Genomic DNA, 17,287 nt, shown 5'->3' with positions numbered 1-17,287 from the left:
GCGAAGCGATTGAGTGCCGGAAGCCAGCGAGACGCAGCACCCGGAGGGCGACCGTCTCGCGCGGTTTCAGACATGACGAGCGAAGCGAGGAATGTCTGAAGCTCGTCAGAGCGTGCTCTGACGGTGTTTTCGCTACGACTGAGCGAAGCGAATCGACTACCGGTTCCCGTTCTTTTCGAGCCACGTGCGAACCCGTTGAGCGACCGTATCGGGGTCAGCGGTGGTGGTGTTGATGACTTCGATATCCCGGTCAGCCCCCCGTTCTCGGTACCAGCGGTTGACGTCGAGCATGAAATCGATTCCCTCCTGTGCCATCGACCGTTCGCGTAACCGTTCTTCGAGGTCGGCGTCGTCACAGACGAGCGCACAGCGTTCGATACCCGAGAAATAGCGCGTCTCGGGGCTGTCGGTGAGGTCGTGGGGGTGGACGCCGCCGACGAAGAGCGCCTGCTTTCCGGTCGCGTGGAGCGTCATGCAGATGCGGAAATCGAGGTCGCAGATGGCCTCCCACGACAGGTTTCCGTTCGTCAAATCGATGTGTAGGTCGCCCTCGTAAATCGACGGGGAGATTTCTCCGTCCAGAAAACCCGCGGTCGTGGATTTTCCGACGCCCGGCGCTCCTTCCAACGTATACAAGGGGAAATATCGGAACCGAAAGCGCTCGCCACACTCCGGACACTCGGCGGTCGCGTACCCGTTCGCTGAATCGAGAACCGGCTTCTCGACGTCGGCGTTCCTGCACCGTGGACAGAAGTGCAACATTCGTTCTTCAAATGTTTGTTCGATACAAAAACGCACGGTGACTATGTCAACGCATGCCGGACGTACTGAGAGAAAACTTATGCCCGCTCTCCTTGACCATCATCTATGAATTTCCGAGCGGAACACGGCGTCTACCTCGCGCTCGCAGTCGTCGTCGGAGCCTTCTTCGTCCTGTTCGCGTTCATGGGTCCCGTCGGGTGGATTCTCGACGTTCTCCTCGTCCTCGCCGTCATCAAACTGGCCGATTGGAGCGGTCTGTTCGACGCGACGCCGACGGAGCCGAAACGCAACTGTCCGGAGTGCGGCGCACGGAACACCGTGAGCGATGCGTTCTGTGGATACTGTGGTAGGTCGATGGCTGACGGGTAAAAATCGATGGAAACGCGAATCCCCGCCGTCCTCACAGGGATTCCACGAACGATTCGACGCGACGGCTGAACCGTTCGGGTTCTTCGAGGGTGATGCAGTGGCCGCTCTCCTCGAACAGTTCGAACTCGGCGTTCGGGAGGCGGTCCGCGACGTCCCGGACGGCGGCGACGGTTCGCCATTTTTCGTCCCTTCCGGCACAGACGAGCGTCGGAAGTTCGATGTCGGGAAGCACGTCGCGGTAGTCGCGCATCGTGTAGTCGAACAGAATCGCGCTCTTGACTTGTATGGGTGGCGGCGTGCGCGAGAGTTCGTCGAACACCAGCACTCTCGTCTCGGGGGACGGCGGATCCGCGAACGCCGCTCCGATGAGCCCCTCGATGAGCATTTCGTGGCTCGTCTGGACGAGTTCGAGTGTTTCGGTAAGCCGTCCCAAATCGTTGTTCCCGTGGCCGTAGTCATCCCACGCGAACGCCGATGCCGACATATCGACGTCGACGAGTGCCTGAACTCGGTCGGCCCCGTACCGGTCTAGGTACTCCCACGACACGAGCGCGCCCATCGACCACCCGACGAGAATCACGTCGTGCAGGTCTCGGTGGCCGAGGAACGCGTGTAGGTCACGAGCGTACTGTGGCACCGTGTGACCGGTTTCCGTCTTCTCGGAGCGCCCGTGGCCCCTGTAGTCGAGCGCGATGATCCGGTAGTCGTCCGATAAGGACGCCAGTTGGTGGGTGAAGAAACGAACCCCCGTCATCACGCCGGGGAGAAACACGAGTGGCGTTCCGTCTCCCTCGTCCTCGAAGTACAGGTCGGCTCCGTTACACCGTGCGTACGACATGGTGGAGACCATAGGCCACGGACGGGCAAAAACACTGAACCCGGCCCCATCTCGGGACGGTTTCCGACCCCTCACCGGCATGTCCCCGGCCGCTGACAAACGGAACGGACGAGTTGAAGTGGAACGGCGACGGAGTTCCACGCGATGAGAGCGCTCTCCAGCACGAAGGTCAAGACGCTGTTCGCGGGGTTCGTGTTCTCGCTCGTCCTCCTCGTCGGCATCGCCGTGTTCGGCACGGTTGCGACCCTCGCCGCCCTCGGGAGTCCGGCGTACGCGAACACGCCGCTCCTCTTCGCGTTCTTCCGTGCCGGGTTTCCGTACATCGTCACGTTTCTACTGGACGGACTCCTCGCCACCGTCCTGTTCGTCTGGATGGTTTGGAGCGCGGCGCGGCGTGTTTCGATGCCGCGAAGCGACCGCCTCGCCGTATTCGCCCGCATCGCCGAGCGGTTCTCCCCGAAGGCCCGCGAGTTCGGCCTCGAAGAACGCGTCGAACCGACGAAGCGGGACCGGATGGAGGAACTGAAATCGAAGTACGTCGCCGACGAAATCGGCGAACACGAGTTCGAACGGCGTATGATGCGGTTGATGGACGACGAGGAAGGAGAACGAGAACGGACGAAAACCCGACGCGGCGACGGACGGAGGAGCCGCGAGTTCGAACGGGAGTTCTGACCCGGCGGCGGGAAGACTCGACTCCAACTCCGACAATCTAAAGCGCTCGGCTTCTGTCCTCACAGATATGGACTACCACGAGGCGGCGAACTTTCTTTTCGACTTGCGGCGGTTCCGCCCGAAGCCGGGGACGGGCTCCACCGCCAACCTCCTCGCACACCTCGGTGACCCGCACGAGGGTGGACGCTTCGTACAGGTCGCGGGTTCGAACGGCAAGGGCAGTACGGCCCGAATGACGGAACAAATCCTCCGCGAAGCGGGGCTGTCGGTCGGGTTGTACACGTCGCCGCATTTCGATGACGTTCGCGAGCGAATCACGGTCGACGGGCGGAAGATAACGGAGACGGCGATAGTCGAGTACGTCGAAGCCGTCTCGGGGTACGTGACCGAACGGGCGGCTCGTGGGGACTCGCCGACGTTCTTCGAGGGGATGACCGCGATGGCGCTCTGGTATTTCGCCCGCGAGGACGTGGACGTCGCCGTCCTCGAAGTCGGCATCGGCGGACGGTACGACGCGACGAGCGTCGTGGACCCCGTCGCCTCGTCGGTCACGAGCGTCACGCTGGAACACACGGGTATCATCGGCGAGACGGTCGAAGAGATAGCCACCGACAAAGCCCACGTCGCACCCGAAAACGCGCCGCTCGTCACCGGCGCGACGGGGGACGCTCTCGATGCCATTCGAAGACAAGCGGGCGACGTTCTGGTCGTCGGTGACGGCGAGGATTACGACGTACAGGCCATCTACGAGGGACGGACGAACCACACCGAGGCCGCGATTTCGCTGTCGGGTCCGGATTGGAACGTCGAAACTTCGATTCCGCTCCTCGGCGAGTATCAGGCCCAAAACGCGGGCATCGCGGCGGTGCTCGCCCGGCAGGTCGCCGACGTGACCGAAGCCGAACTCGCCCGCGGACTCCGAAAGGGGTTCTGGCCCGGTCGGTTCGAAGTGATGGGGTCGGACCCGCTCGTGGCGCTCGACGGGGCGCACAATCCCGGTGCGTGTGAAGCCCTCGCCGACACCATCGCCGAGTTCGACTACGACGACCTCCATTTCGTCTTCGGCGCGATGCACGACAAGGACATCGAGGGGATGGCGGACGCGCTTCCGACGCCGGACCACGTCGTCGCCACTCACGCGAACATCGACCGTGCGGAGGACGTCGCGGTCGTCGCACGGGTGTTCGAGGACCGCGGCGTCGAACGCGTCGAACGCGTCCGCTCGGTCGAAAGCGCGCTCGACGGTGTGCTCGCGGCGGCGGACGAGGACGATTTCGTCCTCGTCGTGGGGTCGCTGTTCGCCGTGGCGGAGGCGCGGACCCGCTGGACGCGGGCGGAGATTCCGAAACGCATCGCCGACGTGGACGACGCGCGCGACGCGCTGGAGGCCAGCCACGTCGGGCACACGGAAAGCGTTCGAACGCGCGGCAAAGCGGTCCACCGAGTGGTGAAAACGCGCGTCCAGACCCGGCAGGCACAACGTCTCAAGGAGGAGATGGTGGCCCTCGGCGGCGAATGTGCCCGCTCCGGACTCAAGGAGCGGAACGACGAGAACATCGACGTGTTGTTGATGGGGACGCTGGCCCAGTACAAACGACTCGCCGAAACGCTCGACGACGGCCCCTACGGACTGTCGGTCTTCGCCGACGACCTCCGCGAGACGCTGGGAATCCAGCAATTGACCGACGACGACTCGAACGGCCACGGCTACCCGTGGGAGGGCAGAACCGCGGTGATGGGTATCCTCAACGTGACCCCGGACAGTTTCCACGACGGCGGACAGTACGAGGCACACGAGGACGCCATCGACCGCGCGGAACGGATGGTCGAAGCGGGCGTGGACATCATCGACATCGGCGGCGAGAGCACGCGACCCGGTGCCGAGGAGGTCTCGAACGAGGAGGAAATCGAGCGCATCGTCCCCGTCATCGAGCGAATCAGCGACCTCGACGCGATGATTTCGGTCGATACCCGAAAGGCCGAGGTCGGCCGCGCGGCGCTGGAGGCCGGCGCGGACATCCTGAACGACGTGTCCGGGTTGGAGGACCCCGAAATGCGCTTCGTCGCCGCGGAGTACGACGCGCCGTTGGTGGTCATGCACAGCCTCGACGCGCCTGTCGTTCCGAGCCACACCGTCGAATACGACGACGTGGTCGAGGACGTCATCGCGGAACTGGAAGAGCGCGTTTTACTCGCGGAAAAGGCCGGACTGGACCGGAACAAGATAATCGTGGATCCCGGTCTCGGGTTCGGCAAGCGTCCCGAGGAGAGTTTCTCCCTCCTCGGTCGGACGGGCGAACTCCACGCCCTCGACTGTCCCGTCCTCATCGGTCACTCGCACAAGTCGATGTTCGACGACGTCGCGGACGAGGACCGAACGGCCGCGACGATTGCCGGAACGACCATCGCCGCCGAACGCGGCGCGGACATCGTCCGGGTTCACGACGTGGAAGAGAACGTCGCCGCCGTCCGTGCGGTCGAGGCGGCGAACGCGGAACGCGAGGAGTAAGGACTCGCCTCCCGTTTTTGGTCGAAAAATCGTCGGTCGATTCACTTTTCGATCGCCACTCAGTTGCCGATGTCGATGAGCGCCTGCCACGTGTTCGGTCCGACCATGCCGTCTACGGTGATTCCGGCGTCGGACTGGAAATCCCTGATTACGCTCTCGGTCTCCGGGCCGTAGTCGCCGTCCACGTCTAGCGAGTAGCCCTCGCCGTCGCGCAGGTGGTGTTGTGCGGCGTACGTCGGCCAGTGCGGGGTTTCCGTGCCCGTCACGTAGATGATGAGTTCGCTCCACGTGTTCGGGCCGACGTAGCCGTCCACGGTGAGCCCGTTTGCGCTCTGGAAGCTCTTCACGGTGCTCTCCGTCTCGGGGCCGAAACTGCCATCGTGGGAGAGATCATAGCCGTGTGCTTCGAGGAGGTACTGGATGGAGTAGACCGCCTCTTCGTTGTCGCCGCGAACGAGGGCGGGCCAACTGTAACTACCACCACTGTCGCCACCGATACCGGGGAAGTCTTTCGGAATCCCAGTGCCGTGTGTGATGTAGTCGCCGACGTTGCCGGGGAGCGACAACGCGCTGTCATTCCGTTCGACTTGGAAGTGCAGGTGGACGCCCGTCGAGTTGCCTTCCGCGCCCATGCCCGCGATTTGCTCGCCGCGGCTGACGTACTCGCCGTCGTACACGTCATAACTGTTGACGTGGCCGTACTCGGTTCGATAGCCGTCGCCGTGTTCGATGTAGACCAGCGTTCCGTAACTCCCGGGGTAGTCGGCGATGTACGCCGTGCCGCTCCGGGCGGCGTAGATGGGCGTTTCGAGCGAGCCGCCGATGTCGAGTCCGTCGTGGAAGTCGCTCTCACCGTTGATCGTTCGCCACCCGTAGTCCGAGGTGATCTGACCGGACACCGGCCAGACGAAATCGGCCGACGCGGCGCTCGTGGTCGCCGAGATGGTGGGGATGGTGATTGATGCGACTGCGGCACTCTTGAGGAAGTTTCGACGCGTCCGTTTGTGTGTCATTTGGTGTTGACCAGATTCATATTTGAAGTAATATTATTAAAATATTATCTAGCTTTAAATGAATGTTATGTATCCGTGTTAAGATATACACCGAGTTAGGCATCAATAGAAACTGCTATCGACGCTATCCCGCGCTCGTTTCCGACCCGCCGAACCGCTTCAACTGCTCCGCCTCGGTGAACGCGTAGCGACCGACGAGGAGGGTGCTCGCCATGCTCGTCAGTCCGCCGGCGGCGAACAGCATGGCCATGATGACGAACTGGTACTCGGCGGCGTAGATGGGGTTCGCGCCCGCGAGAATCATCCCGGACATCATGCCGGGGATGTACACCAGACCGAGGCTTTTCAGCGACTCCACCATCGGAATCAGGGACGCCCGCACGCTCGTCGTCACGTACTCGGAGACGACGTTTTCGGGGGCGACGCCCAGCGCGAGCACCGCCTCGATTTCCGCGCGGTTCGACTCTATCTCGCCTTTGAACCGGTCGAGCGCGAGCGAGTTCGTCTTCATCGCGTTCGCGATGACCATCCCGCCGACGGGAATCAGGTTCCGGACTGACGCCTCTATCGCACCGGCGGCGACCATCGTGACGATGACGAGTCCCGACCCGAACGCGATGCCGACGAGCGAGACGCGAAACACGCCGGGAACGTCCTCGCCGCGGTCCTTCGAAATCCACGCGGCGATTCCCATCATCGCCGCGAGGACGAGCGCGCTCCACGCCAGACTCACCGAGAAGAGGATTCCGATGACCGACCCCATCGCGATCACCTGCACGAACCCGCGGACGAACGACCGACCGAGTTCCGTTTCGAGGTCGAGGCTTCGGACGGCGGAGACGCCGAGGACGACGAGCGCCAGCACCGAGGCGACGGCGACCTGCATCAGACCTCGTAGCACGTCCGGGTTCCCGAACTGGTCGAAGAAGCTCACGCCATCACCTCCGACACCGGACCGACCGATTCGACCCGCCCGTCTTCGAGCATCGCAACGCGGTCCGCCAACCGACGCGCCTGCGAATCGTCGTGGGTGACGAGGACCGTCGTGAGGTCGGTTTCGTGGATGAGTCCTTCGAGGAGCGTCTCGACTTTCGCTTCCGACGCCGAATCGAGACTCGATGTGGGTTCGTCGAGCAGGAGTACCTCGGGTTCCGTGATGAGCGTCCGGGCGATGGCGACGCGTTGTGCTTCGCCGCCGGACAGGTCGGAGACGTCGCGGTCCGCGTAGCCGTCGAGGTTCATCCGTGCCAGCAACTCCTCCGCGGTTTCCCGTCCGACCGTCTCGCCGCGAAGTCGCGGACCGATGGTCACGTTCTCGAACACCGTTCCGTCACGAAGCGCGGGCGACTGGGGGACGATTCCGATTCGCCGCCGGACCTCCCGCGGCGGGAGGTCGCGGTAATCCGTCCCGTCGAGAAACACGGTTCCCTCCGTTGGTTCGTCGAGGCGGTTGAGGAGCCGGAGGAGCGAGGATTTCCCCGACCCGGACGGTCCGAGCACCGCGAGTACGTCCCCCTCGGACACCGAGATGGAAACGCCATCGACGATTCGGTCCCCGGCGACGACCCGCGTGAGTCGTTCGGTTTCGAGTTTGGTCCCCATGCGTCGTCCGCCGGTACGGGGGACACGGCTTTGAATCCTCCTCCGGACGGTATCGATGCTCGATATTCCCATCGCCACCGCTCGAACCCCCTCGTTAGTCGGCGGTAGGCCTTTCACCCGCTCTATAGTCCGTCGTTGACCCGCTGGACGTTCCGTTAGAAGAAACCGTACGAGTCCCGTACGTCGCGGTAGCAATCGAGATACTGCTCCAACACGGGATCGGTGTCGTAGCGCTCGAACTCCTCGTTTTCCGTCATCTGAGGGAGTTCGGCGGCCGACCGAAGTGCCTCCGTGAGCTCCTGCTCGCTCGTGGTTCGGAAGGTACGGTCCTCCTGCTCGACTAACTCGTGCGCGCTCGATTCGACGTGGTACTCGACCACGCCGACGCAGCCGCACGCCAACGCGCGCAACAGGTCGGTCGGAAACGCCTCGCGCCGGGCGGTCTGGACGTAAACGTGCGCGCCGCGAAACACCGGTATCCGTTTTTCGACCGGTTGTGCGCCGGTGAACTCCACGCGGTCGTCGATACGGAGGTCCGAGGCCTGTCGCTCGTACCCCTCGCGCTCGGGTCCGTCGCCGATGATGACGGCGTGCCATCCCTTATCACGGATCTCGGCGAGCGCGAGAAAGAGGCTCTCCACGTTGGCATCCTCGTCCAGACGGCGCGAGTAGACGATGTCGGCTCCCTCGACCACCTGCGCCTCGCGGATGGCGTCCATGTCGATGTTGTTCGGAATCACCCGCACGTTGTTCCCGTCCGCGCCCAATTCCCGGACGCGGGTTCGTATCGTCTCGGAGGGCGTGATGACTTCGTCCGGTGTCCGTGCCGCCATTCGGAGCGACTTCGAGGACGTTCCGATCGTTTCGGACGGCGATTCGTACCAGTCCACGACGAGCGGTGCGCGCGCGAGTTTGCTCGCCGTCTTCGCCGCGAGGACGTGTTTCGGCACCGTGGCGGCGTGAATCACGTCGGGTTTCGTCCGGCGGAGCGCGCCCGGAAGCGAGAGTGCGAAGCGTCGCGACGGCGTTTGACCCGGCGGGTCCTTCGTCACCGCGCGGTACTCCACGTCGTCCTGCTCGAACGTCCCGTGGTCGCCGTCCCACCACTGAGCACAGAAGACGGTTATCTCGTGGCCGCGGTTCGCGAGCAACTCCGCAATACGTCGAAGTCGACGGGTTCTCTCCGTGTCTTCGTGTTGGGCCGTCACTTCTGCGACGAACGCGACGCGCATACTCCCCGCCACGAAACGAGAAAGTAAAAGTCTTCTTTCATCTGGATGCCGATAGTGGGACTTCCCTGATCTGTCGGAACTGGCTCACTGGAACCAGCCATCGTCGCCGAACTCCACGGCGAGATCCGGGGTCGCACCCTGAAATCGTCGTTGCCAACAGTGGCGGTCGTAAAAGTGTGCGAGCGCTGTCACACCGAACGCACCGAGAACGAGCCCCGCGAGTTGGAACCCGGATGCGGGAACGAAGCGGAGCCACGCGAGCACGAGGAGAAACGCGCTGACGGCAGAGAGCGCGACGTAGAGTTTGTGCCACGGAATCGTCGTCTGTGCGTCGGTTGCGAGATACAGTTCGAAGTCCCGCGCGCTGTCGGTGAACGACACCTCCTTTGAATCCCGGTTGTAACTGACGATACCGATGTTTTCCAACTTCGGGAGGTGCGTCTGATACAGCGCACTGTACACCGATTTGCGCTGTTCCGGCGTCACCTCCTCCCGCGTGATGTTGTTCTCCCACGCGGCGATCTGCTCCGCGAGTTCCCCCAACTCGACGGACTCCTGTTGCCGGTTGAGCGAGTAAAGAACGTACCTCCGTCGCAAGTTTTTCACCGCATCGTACACCTCCTGTTCTGAAAACGCACGTGACCGTGTCCGGTCAGCGCGCTCCCGCGAATGTGTCGTATTCATTCTTCCCACCCTGTCGGGCGTAGACGCCGAGATACCGCATAAATCAGCGACTCCGTTTACCCCGTATCCGGCGATGTCCCGCCGCCATAAACCGTTTATCGTCTGACAAACGCGGGGTCGACCCGGCCGACTCGGAGGAAGTGCGGACGACGCGTTTTCACGGGAACTGGCCACTCAATCGACTGTTACCTGTCGATTGGACTGAGAAAACAGCACCATTCTTGGTCGATCCCGCGAAAAAGCGCCGCGTTCGGCTGTACTCCTGCCGTGTTCGTCTATCGTCCAGTATCGACGCGTTCTCGGGCCGACGGCGACGTTCGGCAGCTCGATGTGGCCGTCGCGTTCGTCGAACTCCCCGCGGTGGCACCGTGTTGCCTCGTCAGCACCGGCGTCGCGTGCGTGTCGTCGTACACGGTAACGTAGGTTATCGTGGTGTCGATACCCTGGCGCGGCACGGCGATACGCGTCGTCCCGTTCATCGGGCCGTACTGGAAGTACGACGTTGCGGCACCGTCCGGCGCGTTCCACGCGGTTCCGACGCCGACGCGTTCTGCCGTGCCGTACACCACGGCGGTCGAATCGTTGACGAACTCGACCCTGATAGCGTCGTGTGTCGCGTTCGTCGCGTGCCGTTGTTCGTGGGTAGCGTGTCCGTGCGTCGTCCCGACGACGCCGCTGCTTCCGGCGATACACAGGCAGATGACGGCCGTCACGAGGACGCGTCGTTTTTTCGTCTGCATGGCGTCCGGGCGTCTCACGCAGGGGTTTTTGTTATACACCGGCTACCGGAGGGAAACGATGGATTTACGCGTCGAACTGCGTCATTACTGCTCCACAGGATCAGAAGAAGGCTTTCGCAAACACGTGATTTCGACCATCACGTCGGGGACGTCATCGCTGGGGAGTCGGAACGTCCACGACCGGTCGAAGTCGATTCCGTTCTGTGCGCTCACTTCGAGCAGTTGACCGAGTTCGTCCTCGAATTCGGCCACCGAGAGGAGTTCCAGTTCGGTCACCACTGCGCTAGCACCTGGTGCCGCCAGCACCCAATCGAGGTGTGTCGTCGTACACCTGTACCATCCCGGTCGTGTCGATGCGCACCGTACATCCGTGGAACGGGAACTGTACCGTCCCGATACCGGGGATGTCGTCCACATCGAACGAGTCGAACAACGATTCCAGCGCGTCGCAGTCGAGCGTCCCCTGTAGCGGCGGCATCTTCTCCATCGGCGTCCCCGTTACCTCCGACACCGCGAGGCTGACAGCGACGACGATGCTGTCGGTTTCAGCGCTATCGAACGAGAACTGGTGTATCAAATCCGAATCATTATGAGAATTTTGAGATGTCGTATCCATACTATATCACGAAACGTAGTACAAATCAAGTTATCGGTCGTTCAAAGTCTGTGCCTTTGTATCTCCATTCTTTAAGTATCATGAAATGTGTTTAATCTGTCTATTTTCTCACGATCAATAACGCGCGAGTTCCGGCGCGCAAAGGACTATCCCCTCGGCACCGAAACCCATCGACGATGACCTCCTACGATTTCGAGCGTTACCTGAACGTTCGAAACGCCTACGGTGCGTCCTTCGACTCGGCCGGGAAGCGGCTTAGCTTCCTCTTGGATACGACCGGCGTCCCACAAGTGTGGCAGTTGGACGGCCCACGGACGTGGCCCAATCAATCGACGTTCTACGACGAGCGGGTGACGTTCGTCTCGTGGTCGCCGGAGCGCGACGAACTCGCTTTCGGGATGGACGACGGCGGGAACGAACGCCAGCAACTGTTCCGACTCGACGGCAACGGCGAAACGGTCACGCCGCTGACGGCGATGCCGGACGCCAAACACCGGTGGGGCGGGTGGAACTCCGACGGGTCGCAGTTCGCCTTCGCCTCGAACCGACGGGACAACGCCGTCTTCGACGTGTACGTACAGGACCGCACCGGGACCGGAGACGACGCCGAGATGGTGTACGAGGGCGACGGATGGCTCTCGCTCGCCGGATGGAGTCCGGACGATGACCGCCTCGTGGTGGTCGAATCGCACTCCTCGTTCGACCGCGACCTCCACGTCCTCGACATCGAATCGGGCGACGCCGAACACGTCACGCCGCACGAGGGGAACGTCCGATATCAGGGCATCAACTGGGGGCCGGACGGCGACGCGCTCTACCTCGTCACCGACGACGGTGCCGACACGATGTATCTCTCCCGCCTCGACCTCGACACGTACGCCATCGAACTCGTCGAGGAGGGTGGGAACTGGAACGTCGACGGCTGTGCGCTCGACGAGGAAACGGGGCGACTCGTCTACTCGCGCAACGAGGACGGCTACACGGAACTCACCGTCGGCGAGTTGACCGACGGGACGACCATCCGCGAGTTCCCGACGCCGAACCTGCCGCGCGGAATCGCGGGAGGAGTCAGCTTCGGCCCGGACGCCGAACGCTTCGCCATCTCCGTCACCGGTAGCGCGAGCAACACCAACGTCTACGTCGTCGAAACCGAAACCGGCGAGGCCGAGCGCTGGACCGACGCGTCGACCGCCGGACTCCCGGCCGACTCGTTCGTCCGCCCGAAACTCGTCCACTTCGAGAGCTTCGACGACCGCTCGATTCCCGCGTTCTTTTCGGTCCCCGACGGCGCAACGGCGGGCGAAACACCCGTCATCGTGGACATCCACGGCGGTCCCGAGAGCCAGCGCCGCCCGTCGTTCGGCGCGGTCAAACAGTACTTCCTGAACCGCGGCTACGCCTACTTCGAACCCAACGTCCGCGGGTCGTCGGGCTACGGCAAGGAGTACACCCATCTGGACGACGTGGAAAAGCGGATGGACTCGGTCGCCGACGTCGAGGCAGGCGTCGAATGGCTCAACGACCAGTGCGTCGTGGACCCCGACAAAATCGTCGCCATGGGCGGCTCCTACGGCGGCTTCATGGTCCTCGCGGCGCTGACGGAGTACCCCGACCTGTGGGCCGCCGGAATCGACATCGTCGGCATCGCCAACTTCGTCACGTTCCTCGAAAACACGGGCGACTGGCGGCGCGAACTCCGGGAGGCCGAGTACGGGTCGCTCGAAGACGACCGCGACTTTTTGGAGTCCGTCAGCCCCATCAACAACATCCAACACATCGAAGCGCCACTGCTCGTCCTGCACGGCGAAAACGACCCGCGCGTTCCGGTCGGCGAGGCCGAACAGATCGCGGAGGAGGCCGCCGAACAGGGCGTCCCCGTCGAGAAACTCGTCTTCCCCGACGAGGGCCACGGCTTCTCGAAACTAGAGAACCGAATCGAGGCGTACACGAAAATTGCGGCGTTCCTGGAGGAGTACGTCTAACGGCGGTCGGTTTTCGGATTCACAACTCCTTCTCGTACGCGTACTCCCGAACGCCGAGCGTCGGGTCTTCCCGTTCCTCGACTCGCTCGAAGCCGCGGGACTCGTAGAACCCCACGCCGACGTCGTTGTCGGCGAGGACGACCAGCCGAAGTCGGTCGGCGGTACGCTCTTCCAATCGCCGTTCGACGCGGGTCAACAAGCGAGTTCCCAGCCCCGTGCCCCACTCGTCCGGGAGGACGTAGATGCGGCGGAGTTCGAAGGTCCCTTCCCCGTCGTCCGGGGCGACGTGGACGAACCCGACAGGGTGGTCGCGTTCGGCGACGAAGAACTCGTGGGTCGGTTCCCGCGTACTCTCGCGGAGTCGGTCCGGGTCGTACCACCGGTCGATGGTGTCGTCCACTGCCTCGGTGCCGATGATGTCGTCGTAGGCGGCATGCCACGACCGGCGGGCGACGCGCCGAATCGCGGCAGCGTCGGTCGGTCGTGCGGGACGAAGTTCGGGCGTGACCATTCGAGGTGGTGGCTCCTGTCGGTCAATAGTCCTTTCGAGGGGATGTCTCGTGCTATCAACCGACACGTCGGTAGCTGTCAATCAGGAGAAAACTTTTGTAGGCGGCATCGAAAGTCCCGCCATGGCCGCCATCGAAACCAAGTCCCTCACGAAGCGGTTCGGCGACGTCGTCGCGGTTCGCGACCTCGATTTGACGATCGAGGAAGGCGAAATATTCGGCTTTCTCGGTCCCAACGGAGCGGGGAAATCCACCACCATCAACATGCTGTTGGATTTCATGCGTCCCAGCAGCGGCACGGCGACGGTCCTCGGCTACGACGCACAGGAGGACTCCCGCGCCATCCGCGACCGAATCGGAATCCTCCCCGACGGCTATCACCTCTACGATCGATTGACCGCGCGCGAACACCTCGAATTCGCCATCGACGCGAAGAGCGCGACCAATGACCCTGCGACGCTCATCGACCGCGTCGGGTTGACACAGGAGGAAGCCGACCGGAAGGTCGGCGGCTACTCCAAGGGGATGACCCAGCGTCTCGCGCTCGCCGCCGCGCTGGTCGGCGACCCGGACCTGCTCATTCTGGACGAACCCTCCTCGGGCCTTGACCCGCACGGAATCGCCGAAATGCGCGAACTCCTCCAGCGGGAGGCGGACCGCGGGACGGCCGTGTTCTTCTCCAGCCACATCCTCTCCGAAGTCGATGCGGTGTGTGACCGCGTCGGAATCATGAACGACGGCGAACTCGTCGCACAGAACACCATCGACCGACTTCGAGAACTGACCGGCGCCCGCTCGCAACTCCTCCTTTCGGTCGAACGGGTTCCCACGGGCCTCGACGTGACCTCCATCGAGGGCGTCTCCGACGTGTCCGTCGAGGAATCCACCCTCAGAGTGTCGTTTTCCGACCCCGCGACGAAACCGCAAGTGGTCCAGCGGGTGGACGCGGCGGGGACCATCACCGACATTCAGTCCGAGGAAGCGTCGCTCGAAGAACTGTTCACTTCCTACACGACGGGTGACGACTCCGGCGAGAAACCCGACGCGCGCGTGGAGGTCTCCGCATGAGCTGGGTCTCCGTCGCGAGAAAGGATTTCATCGATTCCCGACGCTCGAAGGGACTGTGGGCGCTCATCGCCCTCTATGTCGCGGTGCTGGCGCTGACGGTCTACGTCGCGCCGTCGGACGTGACCATGACGAACGTGCTCCGACTCATCGCGCTCGTCGGCATCTTCATCATCCCCATCAGCGCGCTGGTCATCGCGTACCTCGCCATCGCGGGCGAACGCGAATCGGGGAGCATCAAGTTCCTCCTCGGACTCCCGAACACGCGCCTGGACCTCGTGGTCGGAAAGTTCGTCGGCCGGTCGGCCGTCGTCTCCCTCGGCCTGTTGTTGGCGTTCGCCATCGCAGCCGTCGAAGGGTCCCTCCTCCTCGCATCGGTCGATATCGCCGCTTTGGCGCAGTTCTTCGTGCTGTTCCTCTTCTTCGCGGTGACGTACATCGCCATCGCCGTCGGCCTTTCGGCCGCGTGTGCGTCCCGCTCGCGGGCGATGGCGAGTTCGGTGGGCGTCTTTTTCGTCTTCAACGTCCTCTGGACGATTCCGGCGATATCGCCATCGGCGGCGCTTCGATTCGTCGCCGACGACACGCTCGGCATGCACCTCTCCGCCCAGGTTTACGAGTTCGTGTATCTCATCAGTCCGCCCTACGCGTTCCAGCGCGCCGCGGACCTTGTGTTCACCCAACAGCAACTCTACTACTTCCGTGTACTCGCACAGGACGCCACCGTACCGTTCTACCTCCAGAAGTGGTTCATGCTGGTCATCCTTGGCCTCTGGCTGGTCGTCCCCCTCACGCTCGGCTACTGGCGGTTCGAGCGCGCTGACCTTGGATGAACGTGTGTGCGATGAATTATCATGGCAGCATACATTTAACTACCCTAGGAATTATATGACCGTTATGGCCGCCATACAAACGACTGGTCTCACCAAGCGGTTCGGTGATGTGGTCGCGGTCCGTGACCTGAACCTCCAAGTAAAGGAAGGGGAAGTGTTCGGCTTCCTCGGTCCGAACGGGTCCGGAAAATCAACGACGATCAACATGCTGATGGACTACATCCGCCCGACGGACGGGACGGCGACGGTCCTCGGCTACGACGCCCAAGCGGAGACACAGGCGATCCACGAACGCATCGGAATTCTTCCCGACGCGACGGACCTCTACGGACGGCTGTCGGGGAAAAAACACATCCAGTTCGCCATCGACTCCAAGGGGACGGACGAGGACGCGGACGAGATACTCGAACGCGTCGGCCTCTCCGCCGACGACGCCTCGCGTGCTGCGGGCGGGTACTCGAAAGGGATGCGCCAGCGCCTCGTTCTCGGAATGGCGCTGGTCGGCGACCCGGACCTGCTCATTCTGGACGAACCCTCCTCGGGCCTCGACCCGCACGGCGTCAAGGAGATGCGCCAAATCATTCAACAGGAGGCGAACCGCGGAACGGCCGTGTTCTTTTCCAGCCACATCTTGAGTCAAGTCGAGGCGGTGTGTGACCGCGTCGCCATCATGAACAAAGGCGAACTCATCACCGTCGATACCATCGACGGCCTCCGGGACGCGGCCGGAACCGGTGCCACGATGATCCTGACCGTCGACACCGTTCCGAACGTCGGATTGGAGAACGTCGAGGGCGTCACGAACACGGCCGTCGAGGGCAACGAGATTCACGTCACGTACACCGACGCGGGTGCGAAGGCGAAGGTCATCAACGCCGTCGAGGAGGCGGGTGCAACCGTCTCCGACATCAGGACGAAGGAGTCCTCGCTCGAAGACCTCTTCGAGGCCTACACGACCGGTTCGAATAGCCAGCGTCTCGAATCGGAGGCCCACGCATGAGTTGGGCCGTCGTCGCGCGCAAGGATTTCGAGGACGCCGCCCGTTCGAAGATGCTGTGGGGTATCACGGTTCTGTTCGTGCTGGCAACGGCCGGTGTGATGTACGCAGTGAGTGCGTTCACCGACGACTTCACCGCGAAACAAGCCATCGGACTCCTCAGTCAGCCCGCAACCCTCCTCGTCCCCCTCGCGGCGCTCGTCGTCGCGTACCTCGCCATCGCGGGCGAGCGCGAGTCGGGAAGCATCAAACTGCTGCTCGGGTTGCCACACACCCGACGAGACGTGGTTCTGGGCAAACTCATCGGCCGTTCGAGCATCGTCGGAGTCGCGACCATCATCGCGTTCATCGCCGGAGCCATCGTCCTCTTCGTCCAGTACGGGTCGTTCCCCGTGACCGACTTCCTCGTTCAGGGAGTGGTCACGTTCATCTTCGGAATGGTGTTCGTGGGAATCGCCATCGGCTTCTCGTCGATGGCGGCCACCCGGTCGCGGGCGATGGCGGGAGCCATCGGCCTGTTCTTCCTGTTCGAACTCGTCTGGAGCGTCATTCCGCTTGGAGTCTACTACCTCATTGAGGGCGGAATGCCGAGCGGGGCGGGAGGATTCCCTTCGTGGTATTTACTCCTGCAAATCATTAATCCGACGAACGCCTACAGCGTCGCGGCGGGCTTCCTCTCCGACCCGAGCGCCCCGAGTTTGTACGCGGAGCTCGTCAACGGCAGCGCCCCCTTCTACCTCGAAGGATGGTTCTCGCTCGTCATCCTCGCGTTCTGGTTGGTCGTTCCCGTCGCGCTCGGCTACTGGCGGTTCGAACGCGCGGACATCAGCTAACGAATCCCGTCAGAATGGATTTTTTCGC

Annotated in this window: 19 protein-coding genes; 8 read left to right on the top strand and 11 right to left on the bottom strand. The window is 62.9% G+C overall.

The window, feature by feature from the left end:
* Positions 1-156: 156 nt before the first annotated feature.
* Complete coding sequence (locus LJF34_RS08855; protein ID WP_231184605.1) at positions 157-762, bottom strand: hypothetical protein; 606 nt, start codon at positions 760-762, stop codon at positions 157-159.
* A 105-nt stretch (positions 763-867) separates the two neighbouring features.
* Between LJF34_RS08855 and LJF34_RS08850 the strand changes: the two genes are divergently transcribed.
* Entirely contained in the window at positions 868-1,131 is a 264-nt protein-coding gene (locus LJF34_RS08850) for a zinc ribbon domain-containing protein (RefSeq protein ID WP_231184604.1), read from the top strand.
* A 31-nt stretch (positions 1,132-1,162) separates the two neighbouring features.
* On the opposite strand, the gene LJF34_RS08845 is transcribed toward LJF34_RS08850, so the two are convergent.
* The gene (locus tag LJF34_RS08845) at positions 1,163-1,969 is read right to left on the bottom strand and encodes an alpha/beta hydrolase (protein WP_231184603.1); all 807 of its coding nucleotides are present in this window, start codon (positions 1,967-1,969) and stop codon (positions 1,163-1,165) included.
* 144 nt (positions 1,970-2,113) lie between these two features.
* Between LJF34_RS08845 and LJF34_RS08840 the strand changes: the two genes are divergently transcribed.
* Together LJF34_RS08840 and folP are read left to right on the top strand one after the other, a co-directional pair.
* Positions 2,114-2,644, top strand: a complete 531-nt coding sequence (locus LJF34_RS08840) for an SHOCT domain-containing protein (protein ID WP_231184602.1) — start codon at positions 2,114-2,116, stop codon at positions 2,642-2,644.
* Positions 2,645-2,711: 67 nt separating this feature from the next.
* On the top strand, positions 2,712-5,153 hold the full coding sequence (folP, locus tag LJF34_RS08835; protein ID WP_231184601.1) for a dihydropteroate synthase: 2,442 nt from the start codon (positions 2,712-2,714) through the stop codon (positions 5,151-5,153).
* Positions 5,154-5,212: 59 nt separating this feature from the next.
* On the opposite strand, the gene LJF34_RS08830 is transcribed toward folP, so the two are convergent.
* The 8 genes from LJF34_RS08830 to LJF34_RS08795 all read right to left on the bottom strand — a co-directional run bounded on the left by LJF34_RS08830 (position 5,213) and on the right by LJF34_RS08795 (position 11,001).
* Entirely contained in the window at positions 5,213-6,166 is a 954-nt protein-coding gene (locus tag LJF34_RS08830) for a peptidoglycan-binding protein (RefSeq protein WP_231184600.1), read from the bottom strand.
* Between the two features lie 124 nt (positions 6,167-6,290).
* Positions 6,291-7,100, bottom strand: coding sequence for an iron export ABC transporter permease subunit FetB (fetB, locus tag LJF34_RS08825; protein ID WP_231184599.1), 810 nt, complete (start codon positions 7,098-7,100; stop codon positions 6,291-6,293).
* Entirely contained in the window at positions 7,097-7,768 is a 672-nt protein-coding gene (locus tag LJF34_RS08820; RefSeq protein ID WP_231184598.1) for an ATP-binding cassette domain-containing protein, read from the bottom strand. The genes fetB and LJF34_RS08820 overlap by 4 nt, the downstream gene beginning before the upstream one ends.
* 155 nt (positions 7,769-7,923) lie before the next feature.
* Positions 7,924-9,000 (bottom strand): glycosyltransferase, encoded by a 1,077-nt coding sequence (locus tag LJF34_RS08815; RefSeq protein ID WP_231184597.1) that lies wholly within the window; start codon positions 8,998-9,000, stop codon positions 7,924-7,926.
* Between the two features lie 84 nt (positions 9,001-9,084).
* A complete protein-coding gene (locus tag LJF34_RS08810; protein WP_231184596.1) occupies positions 9,085-9,684 on the bottom strand; it encodes a hypothetical protein in 600 nt (199 codons plus the stop codon).
* 275 nt (positions 9,685-9,959) lie between these two features.
* The gene (locus tag LJF34_RS08805; RefSeq protein ID WP_231184595.1) at positions 9,960-10,424 is read right to left on the bottom strand and encodes a hypothetical protein; all 465 of its coding nucleotides are present in this window, start codon (positions 10,422-10,424) and stop codon (positions 9,960-9,962) included.
* Between the two features lie 84 nt (positions 10,425-10,508).
* Positions 10,509-10,703 (bottom strand): hypothetical protein, encoded by a 195-nt coding sequence (locus LJF34_RS08800; RefSeq protein ID WP_231184594.1) that lies wholly within the window; start codon positions 10,701-10,703, stop codon positions 10,509-10,511.
* 4 nt (positions 10,704-10,707) lie between these two features.
* Positions 10,708-11,001 carry a HalOD1 output domain-containing protein gene (locus LJF34_RS08795; protein ID WP_231184593.1) on the bottom strand — a complete coding sequence of 98 codons (294 nt, stop codon included), beginning with the start codon at positions 10,999-11,001 and terminating at the stop codon, positions 10,708-10,710.
* Positions 11,002-11,216: 215 nt separating this feature from the next.
* On the opposite strand from LJF34_RS08795, the gene LJF34_RS08790 reads away from it, so the two are divergent.
* Entirely contained in the window at positions 11,217-13,022 is a 1,806-nt protein-coding gene (locus LJF34_RS08790; RefSeq protein ID WP_231184592.1) for a S9 family peptidase, read from the top strand.
* Positions 13,023-13,041: 19 nt separating this feature from the next.
* Here the strand turns inward: LJF34_RS08790 and LJF34_RS08785 are convergent, their stop codons facing one another.
* A complete protein-coding gene (locus LJF34_RS08785; protein ID WP_231184591.1) occupies positions 13,042-13,533 on the bottom strand; it encodes a GNAT family N-acetyltransferase in 492 nt (163 codons plus the stop codon).
* Between the two features lie 121 nt (positions 13,534-13,654).
* Here LJF34_RS08785 and LJF34_RS08780 point away from each other — a divergent pair, with 121 nt between their 5' ends.
* The 4 genes from LJF34_RS08780 to LJF34_RS08765 all read left to right on the top strand — a co-directional run bounded on the left by LJF34_RS08780 (position 13,655) and on the right by LJF34_RS08765 (position 17,259).
* Positions 13,655-14,599 (top strand): ABC transporter ATP-binding protein, encoded by a 945-nt coding sequence (locus LJF34_RS08780; RefSeq protein ID WP_231184590.1) that lies wholly within the window; start codon positions 13,655-13,657, stop codon positions 14,597-14,599.
* Complete coding sequence (locus LJF34_RS08775; RefSeq protein ID WP_231184588.1) at positions 14,596-15,429, top strand: ABC transporter permease subunit; 834 nt, start codon at positions 14,596-14,598, stop codon at positions 15,427-15,429. Before LJF34_RS08780 ends, LJF34_RS08775 begins: the two co-directional genes overlap by 4 nt.
* A 64-nt stretch (positions 15,430-15,493) precedes the next feature.
* Entirely contained in the window at positions 15,494-16,429 is a 936-nt protein-coding gene (locus tag LJF34_RS08770) for an ABC transporter ATP-binding protein (RefSeq protein WP_231184586.1), read from the top strand.
* Positions 16,426-17,259, top strand: a complete 834-nt coding sequence (locus LJF34_RS08765; protein WP_231184584.1) for an ABC transporter permease — start codon at positions 16,426-16,428, stop codon at positions 17,257-17,259. Before LJF34_RS08770 ends, LJF34_RS08765 begins: the two co-directional genes overlap by 4 nt.
* Positions 17,260-17,287: the final 28 nt, after the last annotated feature.

It is taken from the genome of Haladaptatus sp. DYF46, from assembly GCF_021083305.1.
Lineage (GTDB): Archaea > Halobacteriota > Halobacteria > Halobacteriales > Haladaptataceae > Haladaptatus.
Note: the sequence above shows the minus strand (reverse complement) of the source record. Positions and strands in the feature narration are given on the sequence as shown.

Excerpts from the sequence above, each read along its gene's own strand:
- LJF34_RS08790 (WP_231184592.1), top strand. The coding sequence starts at position 11,217 with ATGACCTCCTACGATTTCGAGCGTTACCTGAACGTTCGAAACGCCTAC.
- LJF34_RS08820 (WP_231184598.1), bottom strand. The coding sequence starts at position 7,768 with ATGGGGACCAAACTCGAAACCGAACGACTCACGCGGGTCGTCGCCGGG.
- LJF34_RS08775 (WP_231184588.1), top strand. The coding sequence starts at position 14,596 with ATGAGCTGGGTCTCCGTCGCGAGAAAGGATTTCATCGATTCCCGACGC.
- folP (WP_231184601.1), top strand. The coding sequence starts at position 2,712 with ATGGACTACCACGAGGCGGCGAACTTTCTTTTCGACTTGCGGCGGTTC.
- LJF34_RS08785 (WP_231184591.1), bottom strand. The coding sequence starts at position 13,533 with ATGGTCACGCCCGAACTTCGTCCCGCACGACCGACCGACGCTGCCGCG.
- LJF34_RS08765 (WP_231184584.1), top strand. The coding sequence starts at position 16,426 with ATGAGTTGGGCCGTCGTCGCGCGCAAGGATTTCGAGGACGCCGCCCGT.
- LJF34_RS08830 (WP_231184600.1), bottom strand. The coding sequence starts at position 6,166 with ATGACACACAAACGGACGCGTCGAAACTTCCTCAAGAGTGCCGCAGTC.
- LJF34_RS08845 (WP_231184603.1), bottom strand. The coding sequence starts at position 1,969 with ATGTCGTACGCACGGTGTAACGGAGCCGACCTGTACTTCGAGGACGAG.
- LJF34_RS08840 (WP_231184602.1), top strand. The coding sequence starts at position 2,114 with ATGAGAGCGCTCTCCAGCACGAAGGTCAAGACGCTGTTCGCGGGGTTC.
- LJF34_RS08780 (WP_231184590.1), top strand. The coding sequence starts at position 13,655 with ATGGCCGCCATCGAAACCAAGTCCCTCACGAAGCGGTTCGGCGACGTC.
- LJF34_RS08810 (WP_231184596.1), bottom strand. The coding sequence starts at position 9,684 with ATGAATACGACACATTCGCGGGAGCGCGCTGACCGGACACGGTCACGT.
- LJF34_RS08805 (WP_231184595.1), bottom strand. The coding sequence starts at position 10,424 with ATGCAGACGAAAAAACGACGCGTCCTCGTGACGGCCGTCATCTGCCTG.
- LJF34_RS08855 (WP_231184605.1), bottom strand. The coding sequence starts at position 762 with ATGTTGCACTTCTGTCCACGGTGCAGGAACGCCGACGTCGAGAAGCCG.
- LJF34_RS08815 (WP_231184597.1), bottom strand. The coding sequence starts at position 9,000 with ATGCGCGTCGCGTTCGTCGCAGAAGTGACGGCCCAACACGAAGACACG.
- LJF34_RS08770 (WP_231184586.1), top strand. The coding sequence starts at position 15,494 with ATGGCCGCCATACAAACGACTGGTCTCACCAAGCGGTTCGGTGATGTG.
- LJF34_RS08850 (WP_231184604.1), top strand. The coding sequence starts at position 868 with ATGAATTTCCGAGCGGAACACGGCGTCTACCTCGCGCTCGCAGTCGTC.